Source organism: Saccharothrix sp., assembly GCF_031180885.1.
Lineage (GTDB): Bacteria > Actinomycetota > Actinomycetes > Mycobacteriales > Pseudonocardiaceae > Actinosynnema.
The window spans coordinates 15,034-39,365 of sequence record NZ_JAPSLK010000072.1 but is presented as its reverse complement, the minus strand read 5'-3'; the positions used below and the strand labels follow the sequence as shown (position 1 = coordinate 39,365).

The following is a 24,332-nucleotide window of genomic DNA, read 5'->3' as shown; positions in this document are numbered from 1 at the left end:
GCCCCCAGCTTCGCCATGATCCGGGTCAAGTGCACGCTGACCGTCTTCTCCGAGATGAACAGCTCCTCCCCGACCTCCCGGTTCGTCCGCCCCAACGCCACCAACCCCAGCACCGACCGCTCCCGCGGCGTGAACGGATCGACCTGCGAACGCGCCACCTCGGCATGCAGAGCCACCCGCGCCCGCCGCGCGACCAACCCCACCGCTTCCCTCAACGGCACGGCCCCCAAAGACGACGCCACCTCGTCGGCCAACCGCAACTCGGCCACCGCCAAGTCCCGCTGGTCCGACGCCAGCAACGCCTCCGCCAACCGCCACCGGCACACCGACTGCTCGTACACCGACCCGTACCCGAACGCGTCCACCGCCCGCCGCCACAGCGTGCAGTCCCCGGCACCGGTCAGCCGGCTCTCCTCGGCGACCACCCGGGCCAGCCACGCCAGCCCCTCCGGACCCAGCGTCCCCGTCCGCGGCAACCCCATCTCGGCGGTGGTCCGGGCGTACTCGGCCAGCTCCACACCGGCCTTGACCGCCGCCTCCTCACCCGCCGCGTCACGCCGGCGCCGGGCGCGTTGGGCCAGTTCGGCGTAGCCGGCGATGCCGTGCGCGGCCAGGCGGATGCCGGCCAGGATCCACTCGCCGCCCTCACGCCGGGTCCACTCGATCGCGTCGCGCGCCCGTTCGACGGCCAGTTCCGGCTGGCCGCGCCACAGCGCCAGCTCCGCCCCGGTACCACCGGTGATCAGGGCGATCTGGAGGTCGCGGTGCCAGTCCGCGCGCAGTTCGCCGATCAGGCGTTCGGCCTGCTCGAACTCCCCGCGACTCACCGCGATGTGCGTGCCGGCCGCCGCCAGCCGCGCCGAGACCGTGCTGGACACCCGCAGGCCGGGCGGTTCGGCGGCGACCGCGGCGTCCTCCCACCGGCCCACCTGGTAGCGGGTCAGCACCTGGAGGATGCGCAGTTCCAGGCCGTACGCGCTCCACGCCAGGCCGGTCGCCTTGGCGCGCTCCATGCCCTCGTCGAACACCCGCGCGGCCTCGGTCAGCGCGCCCTGGTCGTAGAAGTGCAGGCCCAGGAAGTACCGCGCGCGCAGCTCGGTGCTGTACGCGTCGACCTCCATCGCGCACGCGATGGCTTCTTCGAGGTGGCGGCGTGCCGACGTCAGGTCCGCCGCGGCCTCGTCGAGCAGGCCGAGCGTGGCCAGGGCGTCGGCCACGGCGGACTCGGTGCCCGACGCGCGCCCGTCGCGCACGGCCTCCTCGGCCAGCTCACGCGCCTCCGCGTACTTCCGCTCGTGCCGCCAGCACGCCGCCAGCACCGCGAGCACCCACGCGCGGGACGTGCTCGCGGGCCGGTCGCGGACCAGCCGCCACGCCTGTTCGATCGCGGCGAACTTCTCCTCTTCCGTGCCGTCGACGACCTGCAACGACTGGGCCAGCCGCCGCCACATCTCGGCCGCTTCCTCCGGCGAGTAGCCGTCGACCAGCTTCGTGCCGCTGCGCGCGAACGCGATCGCCCGCTCGGGCTGCCCGGCGGTCCCGGCCACCCAGGACGCGCGCCGCAGCAGGCCCATCTCGGTCACGCCCTCGGGCCGCTGCGCCTCGGGCACCGCCTGCCACAGCTTCAACGCCTGCTCCAGGTGCCGCAGCGCCTCCGCGGGCGCGCCGGCGCGCTTGGCCTCCTGCGCGGCGTCCACCGAGGCGCGCAGGGCGCGGGGCAGGTCGTGGCTCTCCAGGGCGTGGTGGGCCAGCGCGGCGGCGGCGCCCCGGTCCGACGACGCGGCGAACCGGGCGGCGTACGCGGAGTGCAGGCGCACCCGTTCGCCGGGCAGCAGGTCACCGTAGACGGCCTCGCGCAGCAGCGCGTGCCGGAACGTGTAGACCTCGTCCCGGTTGACGATCAGCACGTGGTGCTGGACGGCCTCGCGCAGCGCCTCGTCGAGGGCCCGGTCGTCGATGCCGGCGACCTCGCGCAGCGCGTCGTGCCGCACGGACCGGCCGCCGACCGAGGCGACGCGGACCACGTGCTGGGTGTCCGGGGCGAGGCGCTCGATGCGGGCCAGCAGCACCTCGGCCAGCGTCCACGGGATGCTGCCCGAGCCGCACGTGGCGACCGCGATCAGCTCCTCGGCGAAGAACGGGTTGCCGTCGGAGCGCTCGGCGACCTCCAGCACCACGTCGTCCGGCAGGTCGTCGGCCAGGGCCGCGACGAAGGACCGCGCGTCGATCGCGCTGAGCGGGGTGAGGTCGAGGCGCTGCACGGCGGGCAGCCGGACCAGCTCGTTGAGCAGGGGGCGCAGCGGGTGGCTGCGGTGCAGGTCGTCGGAGCGGTAGGTGCCCACGACCAGCAGCCGCTGCGACCGCAGCCGCGAGAGCAGGAAGGACAGCAGGTACCGGGTCGAGGCGTCGGCCCAGTGCAGGTCTTCGAGGATGAGCAGCACCGGCCGGTCGTCGGACAGGTCGCCGAGCAGGCCGTGGACCGCGTCGAACAGCTGGAGCTGGCCGACGTCCTGCTCCGGGCGGCGGCCCACCAGGTGCGACGGCAGCCCGGACAGGCCGTTCTCGCCGGGCGTGGACACCGGCAGGGCCAGCTCGGGCAGCAGGCGGCCGAGCGCGGGACGTGCGGAGATGTCGAGCAGACCGGCCTCCCGCACCTGCCCCAGCGCTTCGGTGAAGGGCAGGTACGGGAGGCCGGTCTCGCCGACGTCCAGACATCTGCCGGTGAGCACGAGCACGTCACCGGCGGAGGCGGCCAGTTCGTCGACCAGCCGCGTCTTGCCGACGCCCGCGTCACCGGCCAGCAGGATCGCGCCGGCCTGGCCGCGGGCGGCTTCGTCGAGGGCGGCGCGCAGCCTGGTCATCTCCCGGCTACGCGCCACCAAGGGGATTCCGGAACCAAGGCGTGCCACGGGGTGCATGTTCGCACACCTCAGGCGGCGTCGAGGTGGCCATTTCGCTGTTCCGGGATCTCCGGCCGGGGCCGGTGGGCCAACCTGCGCCACCACGAGCGCTTGGGAGCCGAGTTCGCCCGGGCGAGACGAGCGTGTGCCGCGTCCTCGCGCAGCGCCGTCTGCCGGTAGTCGATCTCCGCCTTGATGGCCTCGGGGGTCCATTCCATGATGACTTGTCTCCTTGTCCTCCGGGTCCGGCTCATTCCGTTCCCGGTGTGACACGAAGCTTCGTCCTGAGGTGGCGCCCCCGGCATCGGGTGTTCACGTGGGTTCCTGCGTTGATGCCCTTACCCGCCGCCGTAAGGGGTGTCAGACGGCGGGTAAGGGATGCCCTCAGCGGGCCTCAGGGCCCCTCAGCAGGCCCCGAGGTCCTTCCAGACGCCCCACTCGCCGGTGGTCCCGGGCTCCTCGCCCTTGGTCCACCACTTCGCCTGCCAGCGCTTCCCGCGGTGGGAGACCTCGTTGCCGCCGGTGTAGACCTTCTCCCGGTCCCAGGCGGGCACGGTGCAGGTCGGCGGAGTCGTGGTGGTGGTCGTGGTGGTGGTCGTGGTGGTCGTCGTGGTGCTGGTCGACGTCGAGGTCGAGGTGGGCGGCGTGGTGGTGCCGCCGCGCGGGTGGTCGGACGCGATCGCGTAGGACTTGCCGCCGAACGTGAGCTTGAAGTTCGACGGCGAGGCGATCGGCAGCTGGTAGCTCAGCGCGACCTCCACGCTCGCCCCCGGCGCCAGCGACTGCCAGCTCGGCAGGGCCAGCTCGACGTGCTGGAAGTCGCCCTTGAGGCCGCCCACGTTCGCGCCGGTGTGGCCCTTGGCGGTGACCCGCAGGCCGAACCCGGACTGGTCGGACATGCTGCCCGGCGCGCTGGTGCCGTAGTCGAACTCGATCTTGGTGCCGCCCGGCAGTGTGGTGGTCGAGTTGTTCGTGATCCTCAGCTTGGGCGTGATCGGGTAGTTGTTGTCGCCGAGCGCGAACCCGGAGACGGTCGCCGACACGTTCAGCACCTCGGTCGGCGGCGTCCCGGCGGCCTTCTGCGCGCCGTAGGGGGCCGCGCCGCGCAGGCCGTTGTTGATCGTGGTGAGCAGGGTGTCGCCGATGGTGTACTGCCCCTTGGCGGAGTCGAACCGGTAGTCGCCTGCCAGCTCCCAGATCATGATGCCGCCGATGCCCTTGTCCGCCACGTACTTCGCCTTGGCCGCGAGCGACTGTTCGTCCTCTGTGGACAGGAAGACCTTCTTGTCGGCGTTCCACAGCCAGGGCGCGGTGAGGGTGTTGTCGTAGTAGCGGACGTAGTTGCCGGAGATCCGGTCGGTCGGGTCGTTCACCGGGTCCAGGCCGTACCGGGCCAGGTAGTCCGGCGTGATCTCGTTCTCCAGGTTCTTGGCGTGCCACATGGGGTTCGCGCCCGCCGGGACCTCGGCACCGGACGTCGACAGGTCGTGCCACAGGTTGTCGATGCCCAACGCGCCGTTGCCGCACGGGGTGGTCGAGCCGACACTGGACCCGGTGCCGGGCGGGCACTTCGTCTGGTCCGGCAACGCCGCCTTGCCCCACAGGCCGTTCGTGCCGCCGGTGACGCCCTGCCAGCCGCGGGTGTAGAAGGGGACGCCGATGTTGATCCGGCCGGCCTGCATCGCACCGCGGAAGTAGTGGTAGGCCCAGTCGGTGTTCAGGTAGCCCATGCCTTCGTACTGCGGCGCGGTGTAGACGCCGCCGGCCCCGAGTTCGCCGTCCTTGCCGTCGTCGTAGAGCGAGGCGTTCGGGCCGACGAAGTGGTTCCACGAGCCGTGCAGGTCGTAGGACATGATGTTGACGTAGTCCAGGTACCGCGTGACCTGGTACGCCTCCTGCCCCCGCAGCAACCACCCCGACGCCGGCACCGCCGCGGTGAGCAGGTAATGCTTGCCGTCTTGAGCCGAAGCCCGGTCCAACTTCTCGCGGAGCGTCTTCATGATCCGCTCGTAGCCGGCCCACAGGGTGCCGCGGTTGGCGTTGGAGATCCAGAAGTCGTCGGGGTTGCCCGCGTGGTTGTTCGAGGTGGCGTACTCGTAGTCGATGTCGACGCCGTTGAAGCCGTACTTGCGGATGAACTCCACGGCGCTGTCGGCGAACGTGTCGATGGCGGCCTGGGACTGGCCGAGCTTGTAGAAGCCCCCGGAAGCGACCCGGGACCCGTCGGGCGCGAAGTACCCACCGGTTTCCGCCCAACCGCCCACGGAGACCATCGTCTTCACGTTCGGGTACTGCTTCTTGTACTTGTTCAGCAGGTTGAAGTGGCCCTTGTAGGGGAGGGAGGGGTCGAGTTCGACGCCGGGCCACGTCATGCCGGTCGACGCGTTGTCCGGGCCGTCGGGGCCTACGGAGACCTTGTTCGCGCCGTCGATGTGCGCGAAGGCGTAGTTGAGGTGCGTGACCTTGGACCAGGGGATGTCGGAGGCGAGGTAGGCGGGCGCGCCGTTCTTGCCGGTGCGCCAACTCGTGAAGTACCCGATCACCCGACGCGAGTGGTCGGCCCCCAACGACTCCCGCCCGTTGGTGTCGTAGACCGAGCAGTAGGGGACCGCGACACCCGGGGTCTGGTAGAGCCCATCGGGACGGCACTCCTCGCCCGTGGCGGCACTGGACGTGGACGGGGACAGCCCGACGAGGGCGAGTCCGGCCGCCGTGGCGAGGGATGCCAACAGCGGCAACAACTTTCTGGGCACTGACGGTACCTCCTGCACCAGGCGGCGGCCTCGACGCGAGGTGGAGCGAACGAAACGTAAATAGGTCTGGACCACTCTGTCAATAGGTCTGGACCAGTCGACCGATCAAGCCGCGCGTGAGAGCGCAACCACACCCGCCTTCGCGCCACCCTTTCGACGTGCAGCGCCCCCTGCTCTTCGGCGCGCAGCGCCTGCTTTCGGCGCGCAGCGCCGTCGGGCAGTGCCGCCGGGGCACACACCCCAACTCGGGCTTCTTGCTTGTGTCATCCCCGTATGGCCCAATGCCGCTAACTTAAGGATGATCTTCGCAGCTCCACCCTCCCGGAGGATGAACGCGCATCGCGCTCTAAAAGCACGCTGACGCACTCTCAAGCGAAAATCAGACCTGAAGGCCCTTCGAGCGACTTAGCAACCCGAGCACAACTCAAGGCGTCGGAGCCGTCGACCTGGTCCGGGCCAACTGGGCCCGTACCCGATCAGCCTCCGGCGCGTTCAACTCCGTGAACAACGCCAACGCCCGCTGCCAGTGCGCCAACGCCCCCGCCATCCCCTGCCGGTCGAACACCGCCGCCAACCGGTCGTGCGCGAGTGCCTGGTGGTAAGGGCTCATCGCCGCCGATGCCACCGACAACGCGGTCCGCGCCGACGACACCGCGTCGGACAACTCCCCCGACTCCATCAGCACCGCGGCCAGGTCGACGTGGCACGTCGACTCCCCGCACTGCTCCCCCACCTCGCGGTACATCTCCACGGCCGCGCGCAGCCACTTCTTCGCCTCGTCGTACCGCCGCTTCGACAGGTACAGCAGCCCCAGGTTGTGGTGCGCCGTCGCCTCCGCCCAGCGCGCGCCCGCCGTCCGGGAAACCTCCAGGGCCTCCCGGTAGAACCGCTCCGACTCGTCCAGCCTGCCCAGGCCGTGCAGCATGTCCGCGACCGTGGTCAACGCCCGGGCCTGGGCGCTCACGTCACCGCTGCCCCGCGCGACCTCCAAAGCCTCCCGGAGCCGCTCCAAAGCCTCATCAGTCCGGTGGAACTGGTTCAACGCGACGCCCAGGTTGAAAAGCGTCACAAATCGCGCCTCGGGGTCACCCAACGAAGTCGCCGCGCGCATCGCCGCCTCCGTCGTCCGCAACCACGTCGACCGATCGGTGCGCAGCCAGAAAAAGCGCGACAGCGTGTACGGCAATTGCCAGGCGTGCACCAACCACGCCCGTTCCGTCCCCTCGCCCGCGAATTCGGCCGCCGCGATGATGTTGCCCTGCTCGGCGTCCAGCCACGCGATCGCGTCGCCGGAACCGGTCAGGCGGGGCACCTCCAACGGCACCAGTTCCGGCGCCACCCGCACCGACCCGCGGCCCACCGGCAGCAGCCCGTCCGCCAGGTCGGCGCAGTGCAGGTAGAAGTCCAGCATCCGGCTGGTGGCCTCGTGCCGCTGCGCCGGGGCCAGCTCGGCGGCCAGCGTCCGGGTGTAGACGCGCACCAGGTCGTGCGCCCCGTAACGGCCGTTTTCGTTGACGGACAACAGGTTTGCCGCCGTCAACGCGTCCAGCGCGCGCTGCGCCTCGGACACCCGGACCCGTGCCATCGCGGCCACGACGTGCGCGGTCACGTCCGGGCCGGGGTGCAGGCCCAGCAGCGCCAGCAGCCGCGCCGGCAACGGTGACAGCGCCCGGCGCGAGGCGTCCAGCGCCGCCCGCACGGTGGAGTCCTCGTCCTCCAACCCCAACGCGGCCAGCCGGCCGTGCTCGTCGTCCAGCTCCGCCACCAGTTCGGCCGCCCGCAGCGACGGGGACACCGCCAGCCGGGCGGCGGCGATGCGCAACGCCAGCGGCAGGCCGTCGCACAGCACCGCGAGCCGCCGCAGCGCGCCGACCTCCGCGCCGTCGCGCCCCGCGACCCGGCCCAGGACCTCGACGGCGGCGTCGGTGTCCAGCATGTCCAGTTCGACCAGCTTGGCCTCGGCGTGCGCGACCAGGCCGACCAGCCGGCGCCGGGACGTCACCACCACGCACGACGGCGACCCGGGCAGCAACGCCATCAGCTCGGTGGAACCGCGGGCGTTGTCCAGCATCACCACCATCCGCCGGTCGGCGACCAGCGTGCGGAACAGCGCCGACCGCTCCTCGACGGTGACCGGGATGTCCGCCGACGGCACCCCGAGCGTGCGCAGGAACCGGTTGAGCACCTCGCCCGCGCCCAGCGGCTCCTGGTTCGGGTCGTAGCCGTGCAGGTCGACGTAGAGCTGCCCGTCGGGGAACTCGTCGCGCACCCGGTGCGCCCAGTGCAGCGCGAGCGCGGTCTTGCCGACGCCGGCCGGACCGGTGACCACCAGCACGAGCCCGCCGGACGGGTGCGACGCCAGCAGGCCGTCCAGCTTGGCCAACTCCGCGTCCCGGCCGATGAGCGAGACGGGGGCGCGCGGGAGCTGGGCCGGCGTGGTCGGCAGGGCCGGTTCGGCGGGTTGCGGCGGGATCACCATCGGGCGGGTGGGCCGTTCGGGCTCGGGGTTCTCCCCGGACAGCACGGCCTGCTGGAGCCGGCGCAGCTCGGGGCCGGGTTCCACGCCCAGCTCCTCCACCAGCACCCGGCGCGCCTCCCGGTAGACCGCGAGCGCCTCGGCCTGCCGGCCCGCCTGGCACAGCGACCGCATCAGCAGCCCGTGCACGCGTTCCCGCAGCGGGTGCTCGGCGACCAGCGCACCCAGCTCCTGCACCAGCTCCGCGCCGCGCCCGATGAGCAGCAGCAGCTCCGCCCGCTCCTCCAGCACGGCCAACCGGCGCTCGCCCAGCCGGCCCCGTTCGACCTCGGCGAACAGACCGGTGACCCCACCCAGCGGTTCACCCCGCCACAGCGCCAGCACCTCGTCCAGCACGCGGGCGGCGGCTTCGAGGTCGCCGGTGGACCGGAGCCGGGAGGCGGCGGCGACACCCCGTTCGAACGCGTCCAGGTCGACCGCGGACGGGTCGACGCGCAGCAGGTAGCCGTCGCCGACCGAGGTCAGCGTCTCGGCGGGGGCGCGCCGGGCGCGGCTGGGTTCCAGGGCGCGGCGCAGGCCCGCCACGTAGGTCTGCACGAGGTTGACCGCGCTGGTGGGCGCGGCGTCACCCCACACGGCCTCGATGATGTGGTCCCGGCTGACCGGCGTGTTACGCGCCAGCAGCAGCACCGCGAGCACCGCGCGCTGCTTCGCGGCGCCCAGGTCGACTTCCCGGCCGCCGCGCACCACCCGGAGCAGGCCGAGCACCTCGAACCGCAAGGGCTCCCCGCCGTCGTACTCCACCGACCGATCCTTCGCCGAAGGGCTCTAGCTCACGAGCAGCCTAGGAGATCACTTCAGTACGACTCCAGTCGCGCTGTAGACCGCATTCTTACGCTATGCGTGTCCGACCGACCACACAGGGCGAACCCGGTGTGGAAGGTTGGGCCAGACAGCGGAACACCCGCTGCTCTCCGAGAACGACGAGGGCCGGCCGGCGTGCAAGGGGCATCCAGCCCGCGGCGGCGGAACGCCGGCCCGCCCTCGTCCCCTCGACGTCTCCACGGGCAGAGCCATCCGGTAGGGGCTGGCTCTCGCCCATTGCCCTCCCCCAGTGGAAGGGGCCGCGCCCGGGACCCGAACCCTCGGACGCGGCCCCTTCGACGCCCAGCGGGTGTCGGAACCACCAGCGGGTTCAGGCGACTTCTTCCAGCTCCTTGACGTTCCCCGCGGCGGCCGCAGCCTTGCGGCGCTTGCGCAGGAACACGATCACGGCGACCAGCACCGCCAGACCCATCAGGACCCACATCACACCGTTGAACACGGACTCGATGTACTTCGCCGAGGCCCCCGCCGCCGACCCGATCCCGATGTGCAGCGCCGACCAGCACACCGCGCCCGCGATCGACGCCGGCAGGAACCGCCGGTACTCCAGCTTCGACGCGCCGGCCGACGCGGGCACCAGGGTCCGCACCACCGGCATGAACCGCGCGAAGAACACCGCCCACGCCCCGCGCCGGCGCAGCAGCTCACCGGCCTTGTCCCAGTGCTCCTGCCCGAGCTTGCGCACGACCTTGCTGTCCCGCAGCCGGTCGCCGAACCGCCGCCCGAGGTAGTAGCCGATGCTGTCGCCCACCACCGCGCACACCGACACCACGAGCCACATGACCAGGAACCGCGGCACGGTGGTCACCGTCGTCGAGGCCAGCAGCAGCGCGCTCTCCCCCGGCGCGATGAAGCCGACCCCCAACGTGCACTCCGCCAACGTCAAAGCGCCGGTCACCGCCAGCACCGCCGGCTGCGGCAGCCCGGCCAGCCCTTCCAACGCGTCGGTCAGCAACGCCATGTCTTCTCCCCCAGGTGCTCATTCCCACAGCCGCGCCGATCTTGCCCGATCGGATGAGCGCGGCCAACGCCGTGGAGGTGAACACCGGTGAGCGCAAGACCCGACCCGACTCCACCACCCTGTCGGGCGAACAGTTCACCGGATCGGTTGGGACCGGCACATCGGCCCCTGGTCTACGGCTCGTCAGACCTTGGTCGTACGGGGTGCCCGGACACCGGTTCGGGGGCGGACCCCGAGTGGGACCCGCCCCCGAACGGGGCACGGCTCAGCGCTCGTCGTAACGGCCTCTCTTGGCCACCTCGACGAATCGCCACCACTGCGCGGTGCCGAAGCTCAACGCGCCGGCGCCGCGGTTCTTCGAATCGCGCACGGCCGCACCCGTGCCGTTCAGCGCGATTTCCACGCATTCCGGTCCGGACGCGGACGAACGCTTGCTCTTGCGCCACTCCTGCTGCATGGGCTTGTTCACTCCCGGTTGGCGGAATGTTCGCGGCTGACCTGCTCGATGAACGCCGCTGACTCAGCCGTGCCCAGGGACCCCGAAGTCAGTCGCGCGAACATGTCGGAATACCTCGCGACGTCGGACGGCTGTTCCAAATAGACGTCACTTCGCGTGCTTTCGATGTATACCACGTCCGGATCGAGCTTCTCGGGGAAAGTCAGGATCACGAACGGGCCGTCCAGCGCAGCGTGGCCGCCGGAACGAAATGGCGCCACCTGGAGGGTGACGTTGTCCAATGCGCCGACTTCGTTCAGTCTCCGCAATTGTGCGCACATCACGTCCACCCCGCCGACCAATCGGCGCAGGGCGGCCTCGTCGATCACGACGTGGAGGGTGAGCGGGTCGTCCTCGTGCAGCAGTGCTTGGCGGGCCTTGCGCAGCGCGACCCGGCGGTCGACCTCGCTCGGGGCGGCGTCGGGCAGCACGTCGGCGATGAGCGCGCGGGTGTAGGCCTCGTGCTGGAGCAGGCCGGGGATCATCAGGCCCTGGTAGGTGCGGACCGAGTCGGCGTCGGCCTCGAACCCGATGTAGCGGCCGGGCGCGATGTCGCCGAACTCGTCCCACCAGGCTTTGCGCCGGGCTTCGCGGGCGAGTTGGACCAGTTCCTCCAGCGTGGACTCGTCGGCGCCGTACGCGCCGAGCATGTCCCGGACGTCGCGCGGCGTGACCCCGACCCGGCCGGTCTCGATGCGGCTGATCTTGGACGCCGAGCACTCCAGCCGCTCACCGACCTCCTCGATGGTGAGCGACGCGGCTTCCCGGAGCCTGCGCAGTTCGCTGACCAGTCGGCGCTTGCGCAACGTCGGGCTGGAGCCGCGTGGCATCGGCACACCTCCTCGTGTGGTCCCCCCGGAAGTGTGTGGCCGGGTGCGTGCGGAGCAAAGAGCCGTCATCCATTCGTGTAGTGCAACTTGCAGGCCGCCGGTCGCCGCAAGCAGGCTGCTCCTCGGACACCACACACGCGAGGCTCGGAAGGAGCGCTGAAGATGTCCACGACGGTCTTCAGCCAGCTCGACAGGTCGCTGCACGAACACCTGGCCAACCTGGTGCGCCTGTCGGCCACAGCCGACCCCGACACAGCAGCGGAACTGGCCCGCTCCGAACTCCCCCGCGTGGTGACCGCGCTGAAGACCCTGCTGGACGAACACACCCCGGACGAACACGGCCGCTGCCCGACGTGCCGGACCAGGAGGTTCAGCCGCCGCCTGCCGTCCCCGTGCCGGGCTTACCTGGGCGCGCAACTGGCTTTGACGGTGAGCGCGGAGACCCCGGGCTTGAACCGCCACGTCCGCACCCCCGTGTAGAACTTGGCCGGGCGACGCGCCTCCCCCCCGAAGATCAAGCCCCTCCGCGCCGCCCGACCACCCCCGCGGCGGAACCAAGCTCGCACCCCGACCGAGCCCAGTTCCGCCGCGGGCCTCACACACTCCCGCGCACTGCCCACCTGCATCGCCACCGGACGCACCACCACAGCCACGCCACCAGGCGAGCCCCCGCACCACCGCCGCACCACCAGAGCCGCGCCACCACCGGACACGCCGCCGCACCACCACAGTCGCGCCGCCGCACCACCGCAAGGCGCGCCGCCGCACCACCGCCGCGCACCACCACAAGGCGCATCACCGACGCCGCACCGCCAATTGGACGCGATGGAGGCGGGCGTGCCGGCGGGATGGCCGCAGGGGTGCCAGCGCGATGGCCGCGGCGGCGGGGTGCAGGCGCGGGGATGCAGGCGCGGGGATGCGGTTGGAATGCGGCTGCGGTTTGGGCGGAGGTCGTCTCACGTCGGGCGTTCCGCCCGCCCACCCCCACCCAGGCCACCTCGCAAAAGCCCGAAAAGCACCCGCCTTCGGCGGGGCCGCCGCAGGCGGCGGCACGGCCCGGCTCCGCCGGGCCGTGCGACCCGCGCGCAGCGCGGGTCTGCGCGCGAAGCGCGCTTGGCGCGACCGCACGCCTGGCTTGTGCCTGGCGGCCAGGGTGGGGGTGGGCGGGTGGACACCCGGCCGGAAAGGGCCAACACCCACCACGAAACCGCGAACCCACAATCCGAGCCCCCAGCCCTCGCCCCGAGTCCGAAGTCCCGAGACCGGACACCGGAAACCCGACACCGGACACCGGACACTCGACACCGGAAACCCGGCACCCGAACCCGAGTCCGGAACTCGTAGCCCGGAGCCCTAGCCCGGATCCCGAACCCTCCGAGCCCCCGAGCTCTACGCCTTCACCGGTTCCAGCCCGTCCCGCTCCGGATCCACCAAATACACCCGCGCCTGCGAGATGTCGAAATACATCCCCACCAACCGCAACGACCCCGCCCCCACCGCCTCCCGCACACACGGATACGTCATCAAGTTGTCCAACTGCTGCGCCACGTTCGCCACCGCCAACCGCTCCACCACCGGCAGGTCCACCGACCCCGCCGCGTGGAACCGGATCAGGCTCGACTCCGCCGCCCGCAACCACGACCGCAACTGCGACCCGGCCCGCATCGGCCCGTTCACCGAAGACCCGTTCACCAGGGCCTTCATCGCCCCGCAGTCCGAGTGCCCGCACACCGCGATCGTCTCGACCGCCAGCACCTCCACCGCGTACTCGACCGCCGCGCCGACCGAGTCGTCCCCCTCCACCGGCACAAGGTTGCCGATGTTGCGCACACAGAACAAATCCCCCGGCCCACTCGTCGTGATCAGGTTCGGCACCACCCGCGAATCCGCGCAAGTGATGAACAACTGCCGCGGACGCTGCCCCCGCACCGCCAACTCCGCCAGGAACGGCCTCACCAACGGCGCGGCCGTCCGCTCGAACTCGTGCATCCCCCGGATCATCGGATCGGCGTCCTCCCGTGGCCTCGGCAACGTCACCGCGCGCGAGCGCTGCCAGTGCGACCACGGCGCGAACCACCGGGGCAACGGCGACAAAGGCGTCTTCCGCAACGCCGGAATCCCCCGCGTCGCCTTGGAGAACCACGTGTCGTGCACCTCGTCGACGTACACGTGCCCGCCCAGCCGCACGTACCCCGCGCGCCAGTCGTCGATCGCCTCGAACGCCCCGTGGTCCAGGAAGTCGATGTGCAGCTCCAGCACCACCTTCTGCCCCAACGGGATCGCGCGCAGGTCCCGCACCAGCCGCCCGACCCCGAGGAACACCAGCGAACCCCGGATGACCACCCGCCACCCGTCCGGCTCCTCGACCACCCGCACCGAGCTGTGGGTCAACCGGTACAACGACCGCAGCGCCGCCGCCGCGACCCCCAGCAGCACGCCCTCCACCAAGCCCAGCGCCACGACCCCCAGGCCGGTCACCGCGTACGCGCCGAACTCGCCGTGCCGCCACAAGGTCTGCATCCGCCGCACACTCACCAACCGCACACCGACGACCAGCAGCACCCCGGCCAACGCGGCCAACGGGATCAGCTCCAGCACCGACCCCAGCGCCAGCACGAACACCGCGATCCACACCCCGTGCAGCACCGACGACGCCCGCGTCCGGGCACCCGCCGCCACGTTGGTCGACCCGCGCGCGATGCCGCCGCTGACCGGCAGCCCGCCCAGCGACCCGGCGACCGCGTTCGCCACGCCCTGCGCCACCAGCTCCCGGTCGAGGTCGGCGCGCGGCCCGTCGTGCAGCTTGTCCACGGCCACCGCGGACAGCAGGGACTCGACCGCCGTCACCACCGCCACGGCCAGCACGGCGAACGCGATGCCCCAGAACGTCCCGCTCGGCATCTGCGGCAGCACGACCTGGTCCAGCGCCCCCGACGGCAGGTCCACCCGGGCGACGTCCATCCCGCTGCCCGCGACCGTCGCCACCAGCACCGCGACCAGCGGCGCGGGCACGTACGACGAGCGCGGCACCCGCGGCCACAGCACCAGCACCGCCACCGCGACCAGCCCCACCACCAACGCGGACCCGTCGAAGACGCCGAACAGCCGCGACAGGTTCACCCACACCGTCGACCCCGGCTGCCCACCCAGCACCACGACCAGCTGCCCGATCGCGATGGTCACGCCGATCCCCGCGAGCAACCCGTGCACGACGGCCGGCGACAGCGACAAGGCGACCCGCCCGACCCGCGTCAGCCCGCACACCACCTGCACCAGGCCCGCGCCGACGGTGATCATCGCGGTGGCCGCCCAGCCGTACTCGGCGATGACCCCGCCGGTGATCAGCACCATCCCCGCCGCCGGCCCGCTGACCTGCATCGGCGCGCCACCCAGCGCACCCGCGACGATCCCGCCCACGACGGCGGAGATGAGCCCGGCCATCAGCGGCGCGCCGGTCGCGGCGGCGAAGCCCAGGGACAGCGGGACGGCGATCAGGAACACGACGATCGACGCGGGCACGTCGTAGCGCAGGACGGCGGCCAGCCCTTCCGGGGGCCCGGCGGTGGTGTGCTCGCCGGCGTGGGACTTGTTGGGGCGCGGTCGGTTCACGGAGCTTTCCTCTCGGGACAAAGGGGGACCGCCCCCGCACCGGAGCGATGCGGGGCAGGCGGAAAGGTCGAAGCGGGCCAGGCGGGGAGGGCGGGCCTAACGCGGCGGCAACGGCAGCGCGCGGCGCGGTGGTAAGGGCGGTACCCGGCGGGGTGGTGAGGCCGGCACGCGACGCGGCGGCAGAGGCGGCACGTGGTGTGGCCGGTGGGCTTCGAGCGTGGGCTCGGCCTCGGCGCGGTGGTGGGGAGTCGCCACGGTGGCACCTCCGTGTCGGCGCACATGGAGTCGGCACAGGGGACCGCCAGCCCGCGTCACGCGGCTCGCGTCCCCTCCATGATGACGACGATGTGGCGCGCCTGACAGCGGTTCCACCCGGTTGTGTTGATCTTCGTCTCGACCGTCACACCAGGTGACGGGCCTACCGCCCCACCGACGCGTAGACCCGGTGAACGGCGAACGCCCCACAACCCGATCCGATGAACGCCGCCGCTACATGACCGACCGCGCCGAACTCGGGCACCAGCCCGTACCACTCCGCCGACAACAACGGGTACGCCACGACAAGCGCCATCCACGGCCCGCGCAGCACCACCGGCAGCAACACCGTCACCGCCCCGGCGGCGGCGAAGGCCACGTAGCTGACCCCGACGTCGGTCACGTGGGTCAGGTCGAACGGATAAGCGCCCTGCAGGATGACCACCAGGACGACCAGGCACGCCCCCACGTGCCCGGCGAGCACGACCGCGACCGCCCGCCACGGCCCGACCTCGCGCTCGAACGCGCCCAGGAACACCGCCACGGCGGCCAGGACCAGCACCGTGAACACCAACGGGTCGCCGGGGTCCAGCACGAAGGCGCTGCCCAGCAGGGCGTTCACCGGGTGGTCGGCCAGGTTGGCCGGGTTGGTGCTCAGCGACTCGCGGACCTGCGCGGTGAACCCGTCCGCGAACACGAACCGCATGAGCAGGGCGAGCCCCGTCACGGCGAGCAGGTAGCCCGCCGTGACGGGGTGTTGCCGGAAGCGTTCACGCACCCGGCCATGGTCGAGCCGGCGGGCTCAGGCGTCCACCTGAGAACGGTCACCTGACCAGAGAGTGTGAAAACTCCCCGCCCGATCGGTGCGCCGGTAGGTGTGCGCGCCGAAGAAGTCGCGCAGCCCCTGCACCAGCGACGCGGGCAGCCGCTCCGAGCGCAGGCCGTCGTAGTAGGCCAGCGCGGACACGAACCCGGGCGCGGGCACACCCGCCGTCACGGCCTTCACCACGACCCGCCGCCACGCCTCCTCGGCGCTCTTCACGGCGTCCCGGAAGTAGTCGTCCACCAGCAGCGACGCCAGCTCCGGGTCCTTGTCGTAGGCCTCGCGGATGCGGTCGAGGAACCGGGCGCGGATGATGCAGCCGCCGCGCCAGATCGTCGCCATCGCGCCCAGGTCGAGGTCCCACCCGTACTCGGCGCTCGCCGCGCGCATCTGGTCGAAGCCCTGCGCGTAGGCGACCACCTTGGACGCGTACAGCGCCTGCCGGACGTCCTCCACCAGGGAGTCGTCGGGCCGCGCGGTCACCTCGGACGCCCCGAACGCCTCCCGCACCGCCTTCCGCTGGTCCACCCGCCCGGACAGCGACCGCGCGAACACGGCCTCCGCGATGCCGGTCACCGGGACGCCCAGTTCCAGCGCCTCCTGCACGGTCCAGCGCCCGGTGCCCTTCTGCTCGGCCTCGTCGGCGATCACGTCGACCAGCGCCGCGCCGGTGTCCGGGTCGGCGTGCCCGAGCACCTCGGCGGTGATCTCGACCAGGTAGGACTCCAGGTCGCCGGTGTTCCAGCCGCGGAAGACGTCGGCGATCTGCGCCGGGGTCTGGCCGCCCACGCGGTGCAGCAGGTCGTAGGCCTCGGCGATGAGCTGCATGTCGGCGTACTCGATGCCGTTGTGCACCATCTTCACGAAGTGCCCGGCGCCGTCCGGTCCGACGTGGACGCAGCACGGCACGCCGTCCACCTTGGCCGCGATCGCCTCCAGCACCGGCCCGAGGTGCTCGTAGGACTCCTTCGAGCCGCCCGGCATGATCGAGGGGCCGTTGAGCGCGCCCTCCTCGCCGCCGGAGATGCCCGTGCCCACGAAGTGCAGCCCGGCCTCGCGCAGGGCGGCCTCGCGGCGGCGGGTGTCGGCGTAGTGGGCGTTGCCGCCGTCGATCACCATGTCGCCCGGGTCGAGCAGCGGGACCAGTTCGTCGATCACGGCGTCGGTGGGCGCGCCGGCCTTGACCATGATGATGATCTGCCGGGGGTGCTGGAGGCTGCCGACGAGTTCTTCCAACGTCTCGGCGGGCACGAAGTCGCCCTCGTGGCCGTGTTCTGCGATCAGTGCCTTGGTGCGCGCGGCGCTGCGGTTGTGCACCGCGACGCGGAAGCCGTGCCGGGCGAGGTTGCGGGCGAGGTTGCTGCCCATGACGGCGAGCCCGGTGACGCCGATCCGCGCGGGAGCCTCGGAGGTGGTCATCTGCACAGCCTGCCCCAACTCCACGCCCGCGCGCACGTGCCTGTGACCCTTGTTCCCCACATGTCGTCGAGTGGCCGGCCCACGCGCACCGCGAACGCTGTAACTTGATGAAACAACGACTGGAACGGGGGTGCGGATGACGCGGGCGACGGTGCGGGACGTGGCCGCCGAGACGGGGTTGTCCATCGCGACCGTGTCGCGCGTGCTCAACGGCCAGGCGAACGTCGCCGAGCACACCCGTGACCTGGTCCTCCGCGCCGTCGAACGGCTCGGGGCGCAGGCGCCGAAACCGCGCAACCGCACCAGGCCCGGCGCTGTGCACGTCCGTTGCCCCTACCTCCTCACCGACTACTTCGGCCTGATCGTCACCTCGGTCGCCGAGGAACTGGCCAAGCACGGCCGGCGCGTGGTCCTGGACGCGGGGACATCGGCGCAGAAGACGTCCGTGCTGCCCTCACTCGGCCCCGACATCGCGGGTGCCGTCCTCGTCCTGCCGCCGGAACCGCCTGAGCAGCTGGTCCGGCTGCGGGACCGGAAGTTCCCGTTCGTCGTGGTGGACCCGCGGACGGAGTTGCCGCGGGACGTGGCGGCGGTGTCGGCGGCGCACTTCGCGGGGGCGCGGAAGCTGGTCGCGCACCTGGTGGAGCTGGGGCACCGGCGGATCGGGGTGCTGGGCGGGCCGCGCGACTGGTTGGCCAGCGACAGCAGGTCGGCGGGGTACGCGGCGGCGTTGGCGGACGTCGGGGTGCTGCCGTCTCCGGAGTTGGTGCGGCACGTCGACGAGCCGACGGAGGAGAACGGGTACCGGGCCGCGAACGAGGTGTTGGGCGAGCGGCCGACGGCGTTGGTGGCGTTCAACGACAAGATGGCCGTGGGCGCTTTGCGGGCGGCGCGGGAGCGCGGGTTGGACGTGCCGGGAGATGTGTCGATCGCGGGGTTCGACGACCTGGACCTCAGCCGTGCCACCACGCCGGGACTGACCACCGTCCGGCAGCCGGTGCGGGAAATGGGGCGCCTGGCCGTGACACTGCTGATGCGCCTGCTGGACCGGCACGAGGTCGAGGCGCTGCACGTGGAACTGGCCACGGAACTGGTGGTCCGCGATTCGACAGGACCCGTGCGCTGACCGTGTTTCCCGGTATTTACCGGGCTTTTTGCCGCCCTTGACAGCGGTATTCGGCGAGCTGTTTCCTTTTGCGTGCGAGCGTGTTCCAGATTTGTTTCATTTGTTGCAGTTCGCCGAAAGGAGTCCGAGGTGCCCTCCCACCGTCGGGTCTTCACCACCACCGCCGCGATAGCGGCCGTGCTCGCCGCCGGCCTGGCCGTACCTGCCGCCAGTGCCGCGGGTGCGCAGGTCGACGTCTGGCTCACCACCACCTCCGACAGCGGGGGCCGGACGGTGACCCGGGGCCTCCAGCAGCAGCCGCCGGTCGACTTCAGCGCGAGCGGCGGCAGCGCCACCCACACCATCACCGTCAACGAAGGCACCACCTACCAGCAGTTCGAGGGCGGTGGGGCGTCCATCACCGACACCACCGCCTACCTGCTGCGGGGCGGCCCGGTGTCGGCGGCGACGCGCGATGCCGTGATGCGCAAGCTGTTCCACCCGGTCGACGGCATCGGCCTGTCGTTCGTGCGCAACCCGATCGGCGCGTCCGACCTGTCCCGGCCGGGCATGGTCTCGCTCGACGACACGTGCTGCGACCTCAGCGACTTCGGCGCCAACGGCTACGACACCGACGTCCGCCTCCTCACCGGCCAGGCCAAGTCGCTGAACCCGGCGCTGCGGGTCAAGGGCGTGCCGTGGAGCGCGCCGGGGTGGATGAAGGACAACGGCCGCATGGACCAGATGGGCTGGCTGAAGTGGGAGCACTACCCCACGTACGCCCAGTACCTGGTGAAGTACATCCAGAGCTACCAGAACGCCGGCATCCCCGTGGACTACCTGTCCGTGCAGAACGAGCCGAACTGCTGCCAGGCGTCCAACCCGACCGCCATGAACTACCCGGGCATGAGCTGGAACCCGTCCGGCCTGGTGGAGTTCACCAAGAACCACGTGTACCCGGCGCTGCGCGCGGCGGGCCTGTCGACCAAGGTCCTGGTGCACGACTGGAACTACGGGGACTACGCGAACTTCGGTTCGGGGGTGCTGAACGACGCGGGCGTCCGCAACGACCCGTTGTTCGGCGGCATCGCCTGGCACGGTTACTTCGGCGACCCGGCCGTGGGGACGCAGGTGCACAACCAGTACCCGGGCGTGCGGCAGTTCAGCACCGAGCACTCGGGCGGCACGTGGATCTCCAACCAGCACAACGAGGACATGGCCGACATCGTCAACTACGCCCGCAACTGGAGCGGAAGCCTGGTGAAGTGGTCCCTCGCGCTCAACCAGTTCATGGGGCCGCACAACGGCGGCTGCGGGACGTGCACCGGGTTGATCACCGTGCAGGAGGGCGGGTCGCGGGCCGGCCAGGTCGACTACACGATCGAGTACTACACGACCGGGCACCTGACGAAGTTCGTGAAGCCGGGCGCCTTCCGCATCGACTCGACCGCGAACAGCACCGTGCAGAACGTGGCCTACCGCAACCCGGACGGGTCGAAGGCCCTGATCGCGCACAACGGCGGCGGCTCGGCCCAGTCCGTGCGGGTGAACTGGGGCAACCAGTCCTTCACCTACACCCTGCCCGCGCGGACGTCGGCGACGTTCACCTGGTCCGGCACCCCCGGCTCCGGCGGCGGCGCGATCACCGGCCTGGCCGGCAAGTGCGTGGACGTGGCCGGCGCGGCGACCGCCAACGGCACCGCCGTGCAGCTCTACACCTGCAACGGAACGGCCGCCCAGACCTGGACCCGCGCGTCGGACGGGACCCTGCGCGCTCTGGGCAAGTGCCTCGACGTCAGCGGCCCCAGCTCGGCGGACGGCACCGTGACCCACCTGTGGGACTGCCACACCGGGTCCAGCCAGAAGTGGACGCACGACTCCGCGGGCCGGCTGGTGAACCAGTTCTCCGGGAAGTGCCTGGACGTCACGGGGAACAACTCGGCCGACGGGACGCGGTTGCAGATCTGGACGTGCACGACGGGCGCGAACCAGAAGTGGACCCTGTGACGTTTCTTCGAGTCGGGCTCGCGGCGTTGGCAGCGCCGCGAGCCCGGGTCTGCGACATGCGGCCGACCCCTTCGATGCGCGATGGGCCGTTTGATGCAGTCAGGCCGCGAGAACCGAGGCCGCCATGCCGATGAGGGCCGTGCCGCAGAGGCGTTCGAAGACCGGACGGACCTTCGGGTGGGACAACAGGGTCGCCAGGCGGCCGGCCAGCGGGACGACCACCGCCCAGAACGCCGCGAACACGCCCACCGCCACCGCCGACAGCAGCGCGGCCTGGGGCAGGGGCGGCGCGGCCGGGTCCATGGCCTGCGGGACGAGGCTCAGGAACGTGAGCATGACCTTGGGGTTGAGCAGGTCGCACAGCAGGCCGCGCAGGAAGACCGACCGGTCCGAGCGCGGCGGTGCGGCGGCGGCCCCGCGCGAGCGCAGGGTCATCACGCCCAGGTACAGCAGGTAGGCCGCGCCGATCGCCTTCACCACCAGCAACGCCGTGGGCGCGGCCGCGACGAGGGCGGACAGGCCGAGCGTGGCGAGCGTGGCGTGCACGAGCAGACCGGTGACCACGCCCAGCGCGGTGAGCGCGCCGAGCCGGACGCCGCGCACGGCGTTGCCGGTGACCAGCACGAAGTCCGGGCCGGGGACGATCGTGATCACCACGACGGCCGGCAGGAAGGAGGTCCAGGCGATGTGCACGGCGACAGTCCACGGCGAAGGTTCGGTTCCGCGCCACCAGTTCAGTAGACTGTTCGGTTGTGACAGAAGTAGCCGAACTGGATTCGGTTGACTGGCGCATTCTCGAGGAGTTGCAGAACGACGCCACGCTGCCGAACCGGACGTTGGCCGACCTGGTCGGGCTCGCGCCGTCGACGTGCCTGCAACGGGTGCGGCGGCTGCGCGAACTGGGCGTGATCACCGGTTTCCACGCCGTGGTCGACCCGCGCACGACGGGCCTGCCGCTGGAGGCGGTGGTGTCGGTGAACGTCCGGCCGCACACGCGTCCCGTGGTGGCGGCGTTCCGGGCGTTCGTGATGGCGCAGCCGGAGACGCGGTCGTTGTTCCACGTCAGCGGGACGGCGGACTTCCTGATCCACATCGCGGTGGCCGACAGCACCCACCTCCAGGCGTTCCTGATGGACAAGATCGCCTCCCGCACCGAGGTCCGGAACCTGACCAGCTCGGTGGTCCTGGAACGCGTCGAAACCCGCGCCCTGACCCCGCCCACCGACCGCCGCCCCACCCACCGCCGCCGGCGCGTCTGACGCCGTTCGCCCACCGACAAACAGGATCGGGCGTCCGCCGGTTAACGTGCGGGTATGCAGCCTGACGAGTTCCGCCGCATCGGCCACGAGGTCATCGACTGGATCGCCGACTACCGCGAGCGTCTCGGCGACCTGCCCGTGCGCTCCCAGGTCGAGCCCGGCTGGGTGCGCTCCCGCCTGGCGCCGCTGCCCGAGCACGGCGAGGGTTTCGCCGGCCTGCTCGCCGACCTCGACCAGGTCGTCGTGCCGGGCACGACCCACTGGCAGCACCCCGGCTTCTACGCGTACTTCCCGTCCAACGCGTCCCTGCCCTCGGTGCTGGGCGACCTGATCTCGTCCGGTCTGGGCGTGCAGGGGATGCTGTGGTCGACCTCGCCCGCGGCCACCGAGGTCGAGCAGCACCTGATGGACGAGTTGGTCGGCGCGATGGGTCTGCCCCGGTCGTTCGTCGGGGGTGGGGTCATCCAGGACACGGCGTCGTCGGCGGCGTTGGTCGCGATGCTCGCGGCGCTGCACCGGGGTTCGGGCAAGTGGCGACAGTCCGGTGTGGACGGTTCCGAGACTGTTTACGTTTCCTCGCAGACACATTCGTCCATCGAACGCGCTGCGAGGATGGCCGGTCTCGGTGAGGAGGCCGTGCGGTCCATCGCTGTCGACGACGTGCTGGCCATGGACGTGGCCGAGTTGGCCCGGCAGATCGAGTCCGATGTGGACAACGGTCGCCGCCCGGTTCTCGTGTGCGCCACCATCGGCACCACCGGCACCGGCGCGATCGACCCGGTCGCCGAGATCGCCGAAGTCTGCGCGCGGCACGGGATCTGGCTGCACGTCGACGCGGCGTGGGCGGGTCCGGCGGCGCTGTGCCCGGAGTTCCGGGGGTTGTTCGCGGGGGTGGAGAAAGCGGATTCGTTCTGCGCCAACGCCCACAAGTGGATGCTGACGGCGTTCGACCTGTCCCTGTTCTGGACCGCGCACCCCGATGTGCTGGTGGACGCGTTGACGATCCTGCCGGAGTACTTGCGCAACAGCGCGACGGAATCCGGGGCGGTGGTGGACTACCGCGACTGGCAGATCCCGCTGGGACGGCGGTTCCGGTCGCTGAAGCTGTGGTCGGTGCTGCGCTGGTACGGCCTGGAGGGCATCCGCGCGCACCTGCGCGGCCACGTGGACCTGGCGGCGAAACTGGAGTCCTGGGTCGATGAGGACTCGGACTGGGAACTGGTCGTGCCGCGCTCGCTGTCCCTGCTGACCATCGCCCACCGCGACGGCGACGAGGCCACGCGGCGGGCGATGGACGCGGTGAACGCGGAGGGCACAGCCTTCCTCACCCACACCACGGTGAACGGCCGTTTCGCGGTCCGCATCGCCATCGGCGCGGAAGCAACCCGCGAAGAACACGTCCGCGCGATGTGGGCAGCGCTGCGATCCAGCCAGTGATCGGGGAGGGCAGGTGGAGCACGACCGGGAAGGGGCTCACCTTCCCGCTTCCGCTCGCCACGACCTTGTAGCCACCGTCGACCAGGGAGAAGGCGGTCAGCGTGATCGGGTCGTCCAGTTCGAGCAGCCAGTAGTGCGGGATGCCGGCGTCGGCGTACTCCTTCAACCAGCTCATGTAGCGGAGTCAGCGCATCAAGCGGAGCAGGCCTTCCTGGACCACCGTTGCGACCAGTCGGCCGTCCTGGGCGTAGAAGCGGCCGGTCGCCAGGCCGCGTGCGCCGGACGCCGATGGCGACTCGCAGTCGTACAAGAACCACTCGTCGGCCCGGAACCGGCGGTGGAACCACATCGCGTGGTCCAGGGAGGCACCCAGGAGCTTGTCCGTGCCCCAGTACACGCCGTGCCGCACCAGAACCGAGTCCAGCAACGTCATGTCCGACGCGTACGCCAGCACGCACACGTGCAGCATGTCGTCGTCGGGCAGCTTGCCGTCCGCGCGCATCCACACCTGGCTGCGCGCCTCGCCCGGCCCGCCCTCGCGCGCCCGCCACGGCGGCTCGGTGACGTACCGGATGTCGATCGGCCTCGGCAGCCGCGCCATGCCGACCTTCTCCAGGTACCCGGCCGCCGACTCGGCGTAGGTCGGCAGCGAGTCCGGGGACGGGACCGAGGGCATGGGCTCGAAGTGGTCCATGCCGTCCTCGTCCAGCTGGAAGGACGCGGACAGCGCGAAGATCGCCTTGCCGTGCTGGATGGCGACCACCCGGCGGGTCGTGAACGACCGGCCGTCACGGATGCGATCGACTTCGTACACGATCGGGACGGTCGGATCACCGCCTCGTATGAAGTACGAGTGCAGCGAGTGCACCCGGCGCTCCGGCGGGACGGTCCGCCCGGCGGCCACCAGGGCCTGCCCGGCGACCTGCCCGCCGAACACCCGCACGGGCGACTCGGCGGGCGACACCCCGCGGAAGATGTTCTCCTCGATGCGCTCCAGGTCCAGCAGCGCGACGAGGCGGTCCAGCACGGGCTGCCCGTGCGGTACGCCGTCGGTGTCCAGCGGTAGGTCCGCGTAGCCGGCGGCAGCGGCGGCCCGGGCAGCCTCGGTCACGTCATC

17 protein-coding genes are annotated in these 24,332 nt (G+C 71.4%); 5 read left to right on the top strand and 12 right to left on the bottom strand.

All coding sequences use genetic code 11. The features are described from left to right. The 7 genes from RIN75_RS39775 to RIN75_RS39745 form a co-directional block, all read right to left on the bottom strand. Positions 1–2,861: AAA family ATPase (locus tag RIN75_RS39775; RefSeq protein ID WP_309117280.1), on the bottom strand; the 2,861-nt coding region annotated here is incomplete at its 3' end. A gap of 68 nt (positions 2,862–2,929) precedes the next feature. Continuing rightward, complete coding sequence (locus RIN75_RS39770) at positions 2,930–3,118, bottom strand: hypothetical protein (protein WP_309117279.1); 189 nt, start codon at positions 3,116–3,118, stop codon at positions 2,930–2,932. A 186-nt stretch (positions 3,119–3,304) separates the two neighbouring features. Next, entirely contained in the window at positions 3,305–5,653 is a 2,349-nt protein-coding gene (locus tag RIN75_RS39765; protein WP_309117278.1) for a chitinase C-terminal domain-containing protein, read from the bottom strand. A gap of 424 nt (positions 5,654–6,077) precedes the next feature. Further along, entirely contained in the window at positions 6,078–8,933 is a 2,856-nt protein-coding gene (locus RIN75_RS39760) for a BTAD domain-containing putative transcriptional regulator (RefSeq protein ID WP_309117277.1), read from the bottom strand. 391 nt (positions 8,934–9,324) lie between these two features. Then, a complete protein-coding gene (locus tag RIN75_RS39755; RefSeq protein ID WP_309117276.1) occupies positions 9,325–9,975 on the bottom strand; it encodes a DedA family protein in 651 nt (216 codons plus the stop codon). Between the two features lie 265 nt (positions 9,976–10,240). Beyond that, positions 10,241–10,432 carry a DUF397 domain-containing protein gene (locus RIN75_RS39750; RefSeq protein ID WP_309117275.1) on the bottom strand — a complete coding sequence of 64 codons (192 nt, stop codon included), beginning with the start codon at positions 10,430–10,432 and terminating at the stop codon, positions 10,241–10,243. A gap of 8 nt (positions 10,433–10,440) precedes the next feature. After that, positions 10,441–11,301 carry a helix-turn-helix transcriptional regulator gene (locus RIN75_RS39745; protein WP_309117274.1) on the bottom strand — a complete coding sequence of 287 codons (861 nt, stop codon included), beginning with the start codon at positions 11,299–11,301 and terminating at the stop codon, positions 10,441–10,443. A 162-nt stretch (positions 11,302–11,463) separates the two neighbouring features. On the opposite strand from RIN75_RS39745, the gene RIN75_RS39740 reads away from it, so the two are divergent. Beyond that, positions 11,464–11,781: a hypothetical protein gene (locus RIN75_RS39740; RefSeq protein ID WP_309117273.1), complete on the top strand. Its 318-nt coding sequence runs from the start codon at positions 11,464–11,466 to the stop codon at positions 11,779–11,781. Between the two features lie 909 nt (positions 11,782–12,690). Here the strand turns inward: RIN75_RS39740 and RIN75_RS39735 are convergent. The 3 genes from RIN75_RS39735 to gndA form a co-directional block, all read right to left on the bottom strand. After that, positions 12,691–14,910 carry a SulP family inorganic anion transporter gene (locus RIN75_RS39735; RefSeq protein WP_309117272.1) on the bottom strand — a complete coding sequence of 740 codons (2,220 nt, stop codon included), beginning with the start codon at positions 14,908–14,910 and terminating at the stop codon, positions 12,691–12,693. Positions 14,911–15,328: 418 nt separating this feature from the next. After that, positions 15,329–15,943 carry a rhomboid-like protein gene (locus RIN75_RS39730; RefSeq protein WP_309117271.1) on the bottom strand — a complete coding sequence of 205 codons (615 nt, stop codon included), beginning with the start codon at positions 15,941–15,943 and terminating at the stop codon, positions 15,329–15,331. 24 nt (positions 15,944–15,967) lie between these two features. After that, positions 15,968–17,407: an NADP-dependent phosphogluconate dehydrogenase gene (gene gndA, locus RIN75_RS39725; protein WP_309117270.1), complete on the bottom strand. Its 1,440-nt coding sequence runs from the start codon at positions 17,405–17,407 to the stop codon at positions 15,968–15,970. A gap of 136 nt (positions 17,408–17,543) precedes the next feature. On the opposite strand from gndA, the gene RIN75_RS39720 reads away from it, so the two are divergent. Continuing rightward, the gene (locus RIN75_RS39720; protein ID WP_309117269.1) at positions 17,544–18,533 is read left to right on the top strand and encodes a LacI family DNA-binding transcriptional regulator; all 990 of its coding nucleotides are present in this window, start codon (positions 17,544–17,546) and stop codon (positions 18,531–18,533) included. A gap of 129 nt (positions 18,534–18,662) precedes the next feature. Further along, on the top strand, positions 18,663–20,519 hold the full coding sequence (locus tag RIN75_RS39715) for an RICIN domain-containing protein (RefSeq protein WP_309117268.1): 1,857 nt from the start codon (positions 18,663–18,665) through the stop codon (positions 20,517–20,519). A gap of 99 nt (positions 20,520–20,618) precedes the next feature. Here RIN75_RS39715 and RIN75_RS39710 read toward each other — a convergent pair whose 3' ends face one another. After that, positions 20,619–21,212, bottom strand: coding sequence for a LysE family translocator (locus RIN75_RS39710; RefSeq protein WP_309117267.1), 594 nt, complete (start codon positions 21,210–21,212; stop codon positions 20,619–20,621). Between the two features lie 59 nt (positions 21,213–21,271). Here RIN75_RS39710 and RIN75_RS39705 point away from each other — a divergent pair, with 59 nt between their 5' ends. Both RIN75_RS39705 and RIN75_RS39700 read left to right on the top strand, forming a co-directional pair. Next, positions 21,272–21,778, top strand: coding sequence for an Lrp/AsnC family transcriptional regulator (locus tag RIN75_RS39705; RefSeq protein WP_309117266.1), 507 nt, complete (start codon positions 21,272–21,274; stop codon positions 21,776–21,778). Positions 21,779–21,832: 54 nt separating this feature from the next. Next, positions 21,833–23,215 carry an aminotransferase class V-fold PLP-dependent enzyme gene (locus RIN75_RS39700; protein WP_309117265.1) on the top strand — a complete coding sequence of 461 codons (1,383 nt, stop codon included), beginning with the start codon at positions 21,833–21,835 and terminating at the stop codon, positions 23,213–23,215. 184 nt (positions 23,216–23,399) lie between these two features. On the opposite strand, the gene tesB is transcribed toward RIN75_RS39700, so the two are convergent. Continuing rightward, positions 23,400–24,326, bottom strand: a complete 927-nt coding sequence (tesB, locus tag RIN75_RS39695) for an acyl-CoA thioesterase II (protein ID WP_375296084.1) — start codon at positions 24,324–24,326, stop codon at positions 23,400–23,402. Positions 24,327–24,332: the final 6 nt, after the last annotated feature.

What these genes read in the sequence shown, in the direction of transcription:
- RIN75_RS39770 (WP_309117279.1), bottom strand. Translation starts at nt 3,118, where the DNA reads ATGGAATGGACCCCCGAGGCCATCAAGGCGGAGATCGACTACCGGCAG.
- RIN75_RS39755 (WP_309117276.1), bottom strand. Translation starts at nt 9,975, where the DNA reads ATGGCGTTGCTGACCGACGCGTTGGAAGGGCTGGCCGGGCTGCCGCAG.
- RIN75_RS39750 (WP_309117275.1), bottom strand. Translation starts at nt 10,432, where the DNA reads ATGCAGCAGGAGTGGCGCAAGAGCAAGCGTTCGTCCGCGTCCGGACCG.
- RIN75_RS39745 (WP_309117274.1), bottom strand. Translation starts at nt 11,301, where the DNA reads ATGCCACGCGGCTCCAGCCCGACGTTGCGCAAGCGCCGACTGGTCAGC.
- RIN75_RS39740 (WP_309117273.1), top strand. Translation starts at nt 11,464, where the DNA reads ATGTCCACGACGGTCTTCAGCCAGCTCGACAGGTCGCTGCACGAACAC.
- gndA (WP_309117270.1), bottom strand. Translation starts at nt 17,407, where the DNA reads ATGACCACCTCCGAGGCTCCCGCGCGGATCGGCGTCACCGGGCTCGCC.
- RIN75_RS39720 (WP_309117269.1), top strand. Translation starts at nt 17,544, where the DNA reads ATGACGCGGGCGACGGTGCGGGACGTGGCCGCCGAGACGGGGTTGTCC.
- RIN75_RS39700 (WP_309117265.1), top strand. Translation starts at nt 21,833, where the DNA reads ATGCAGCCTGACGAGTTCCGCCGCATCGGCCACGAGGTCATCGACTGG.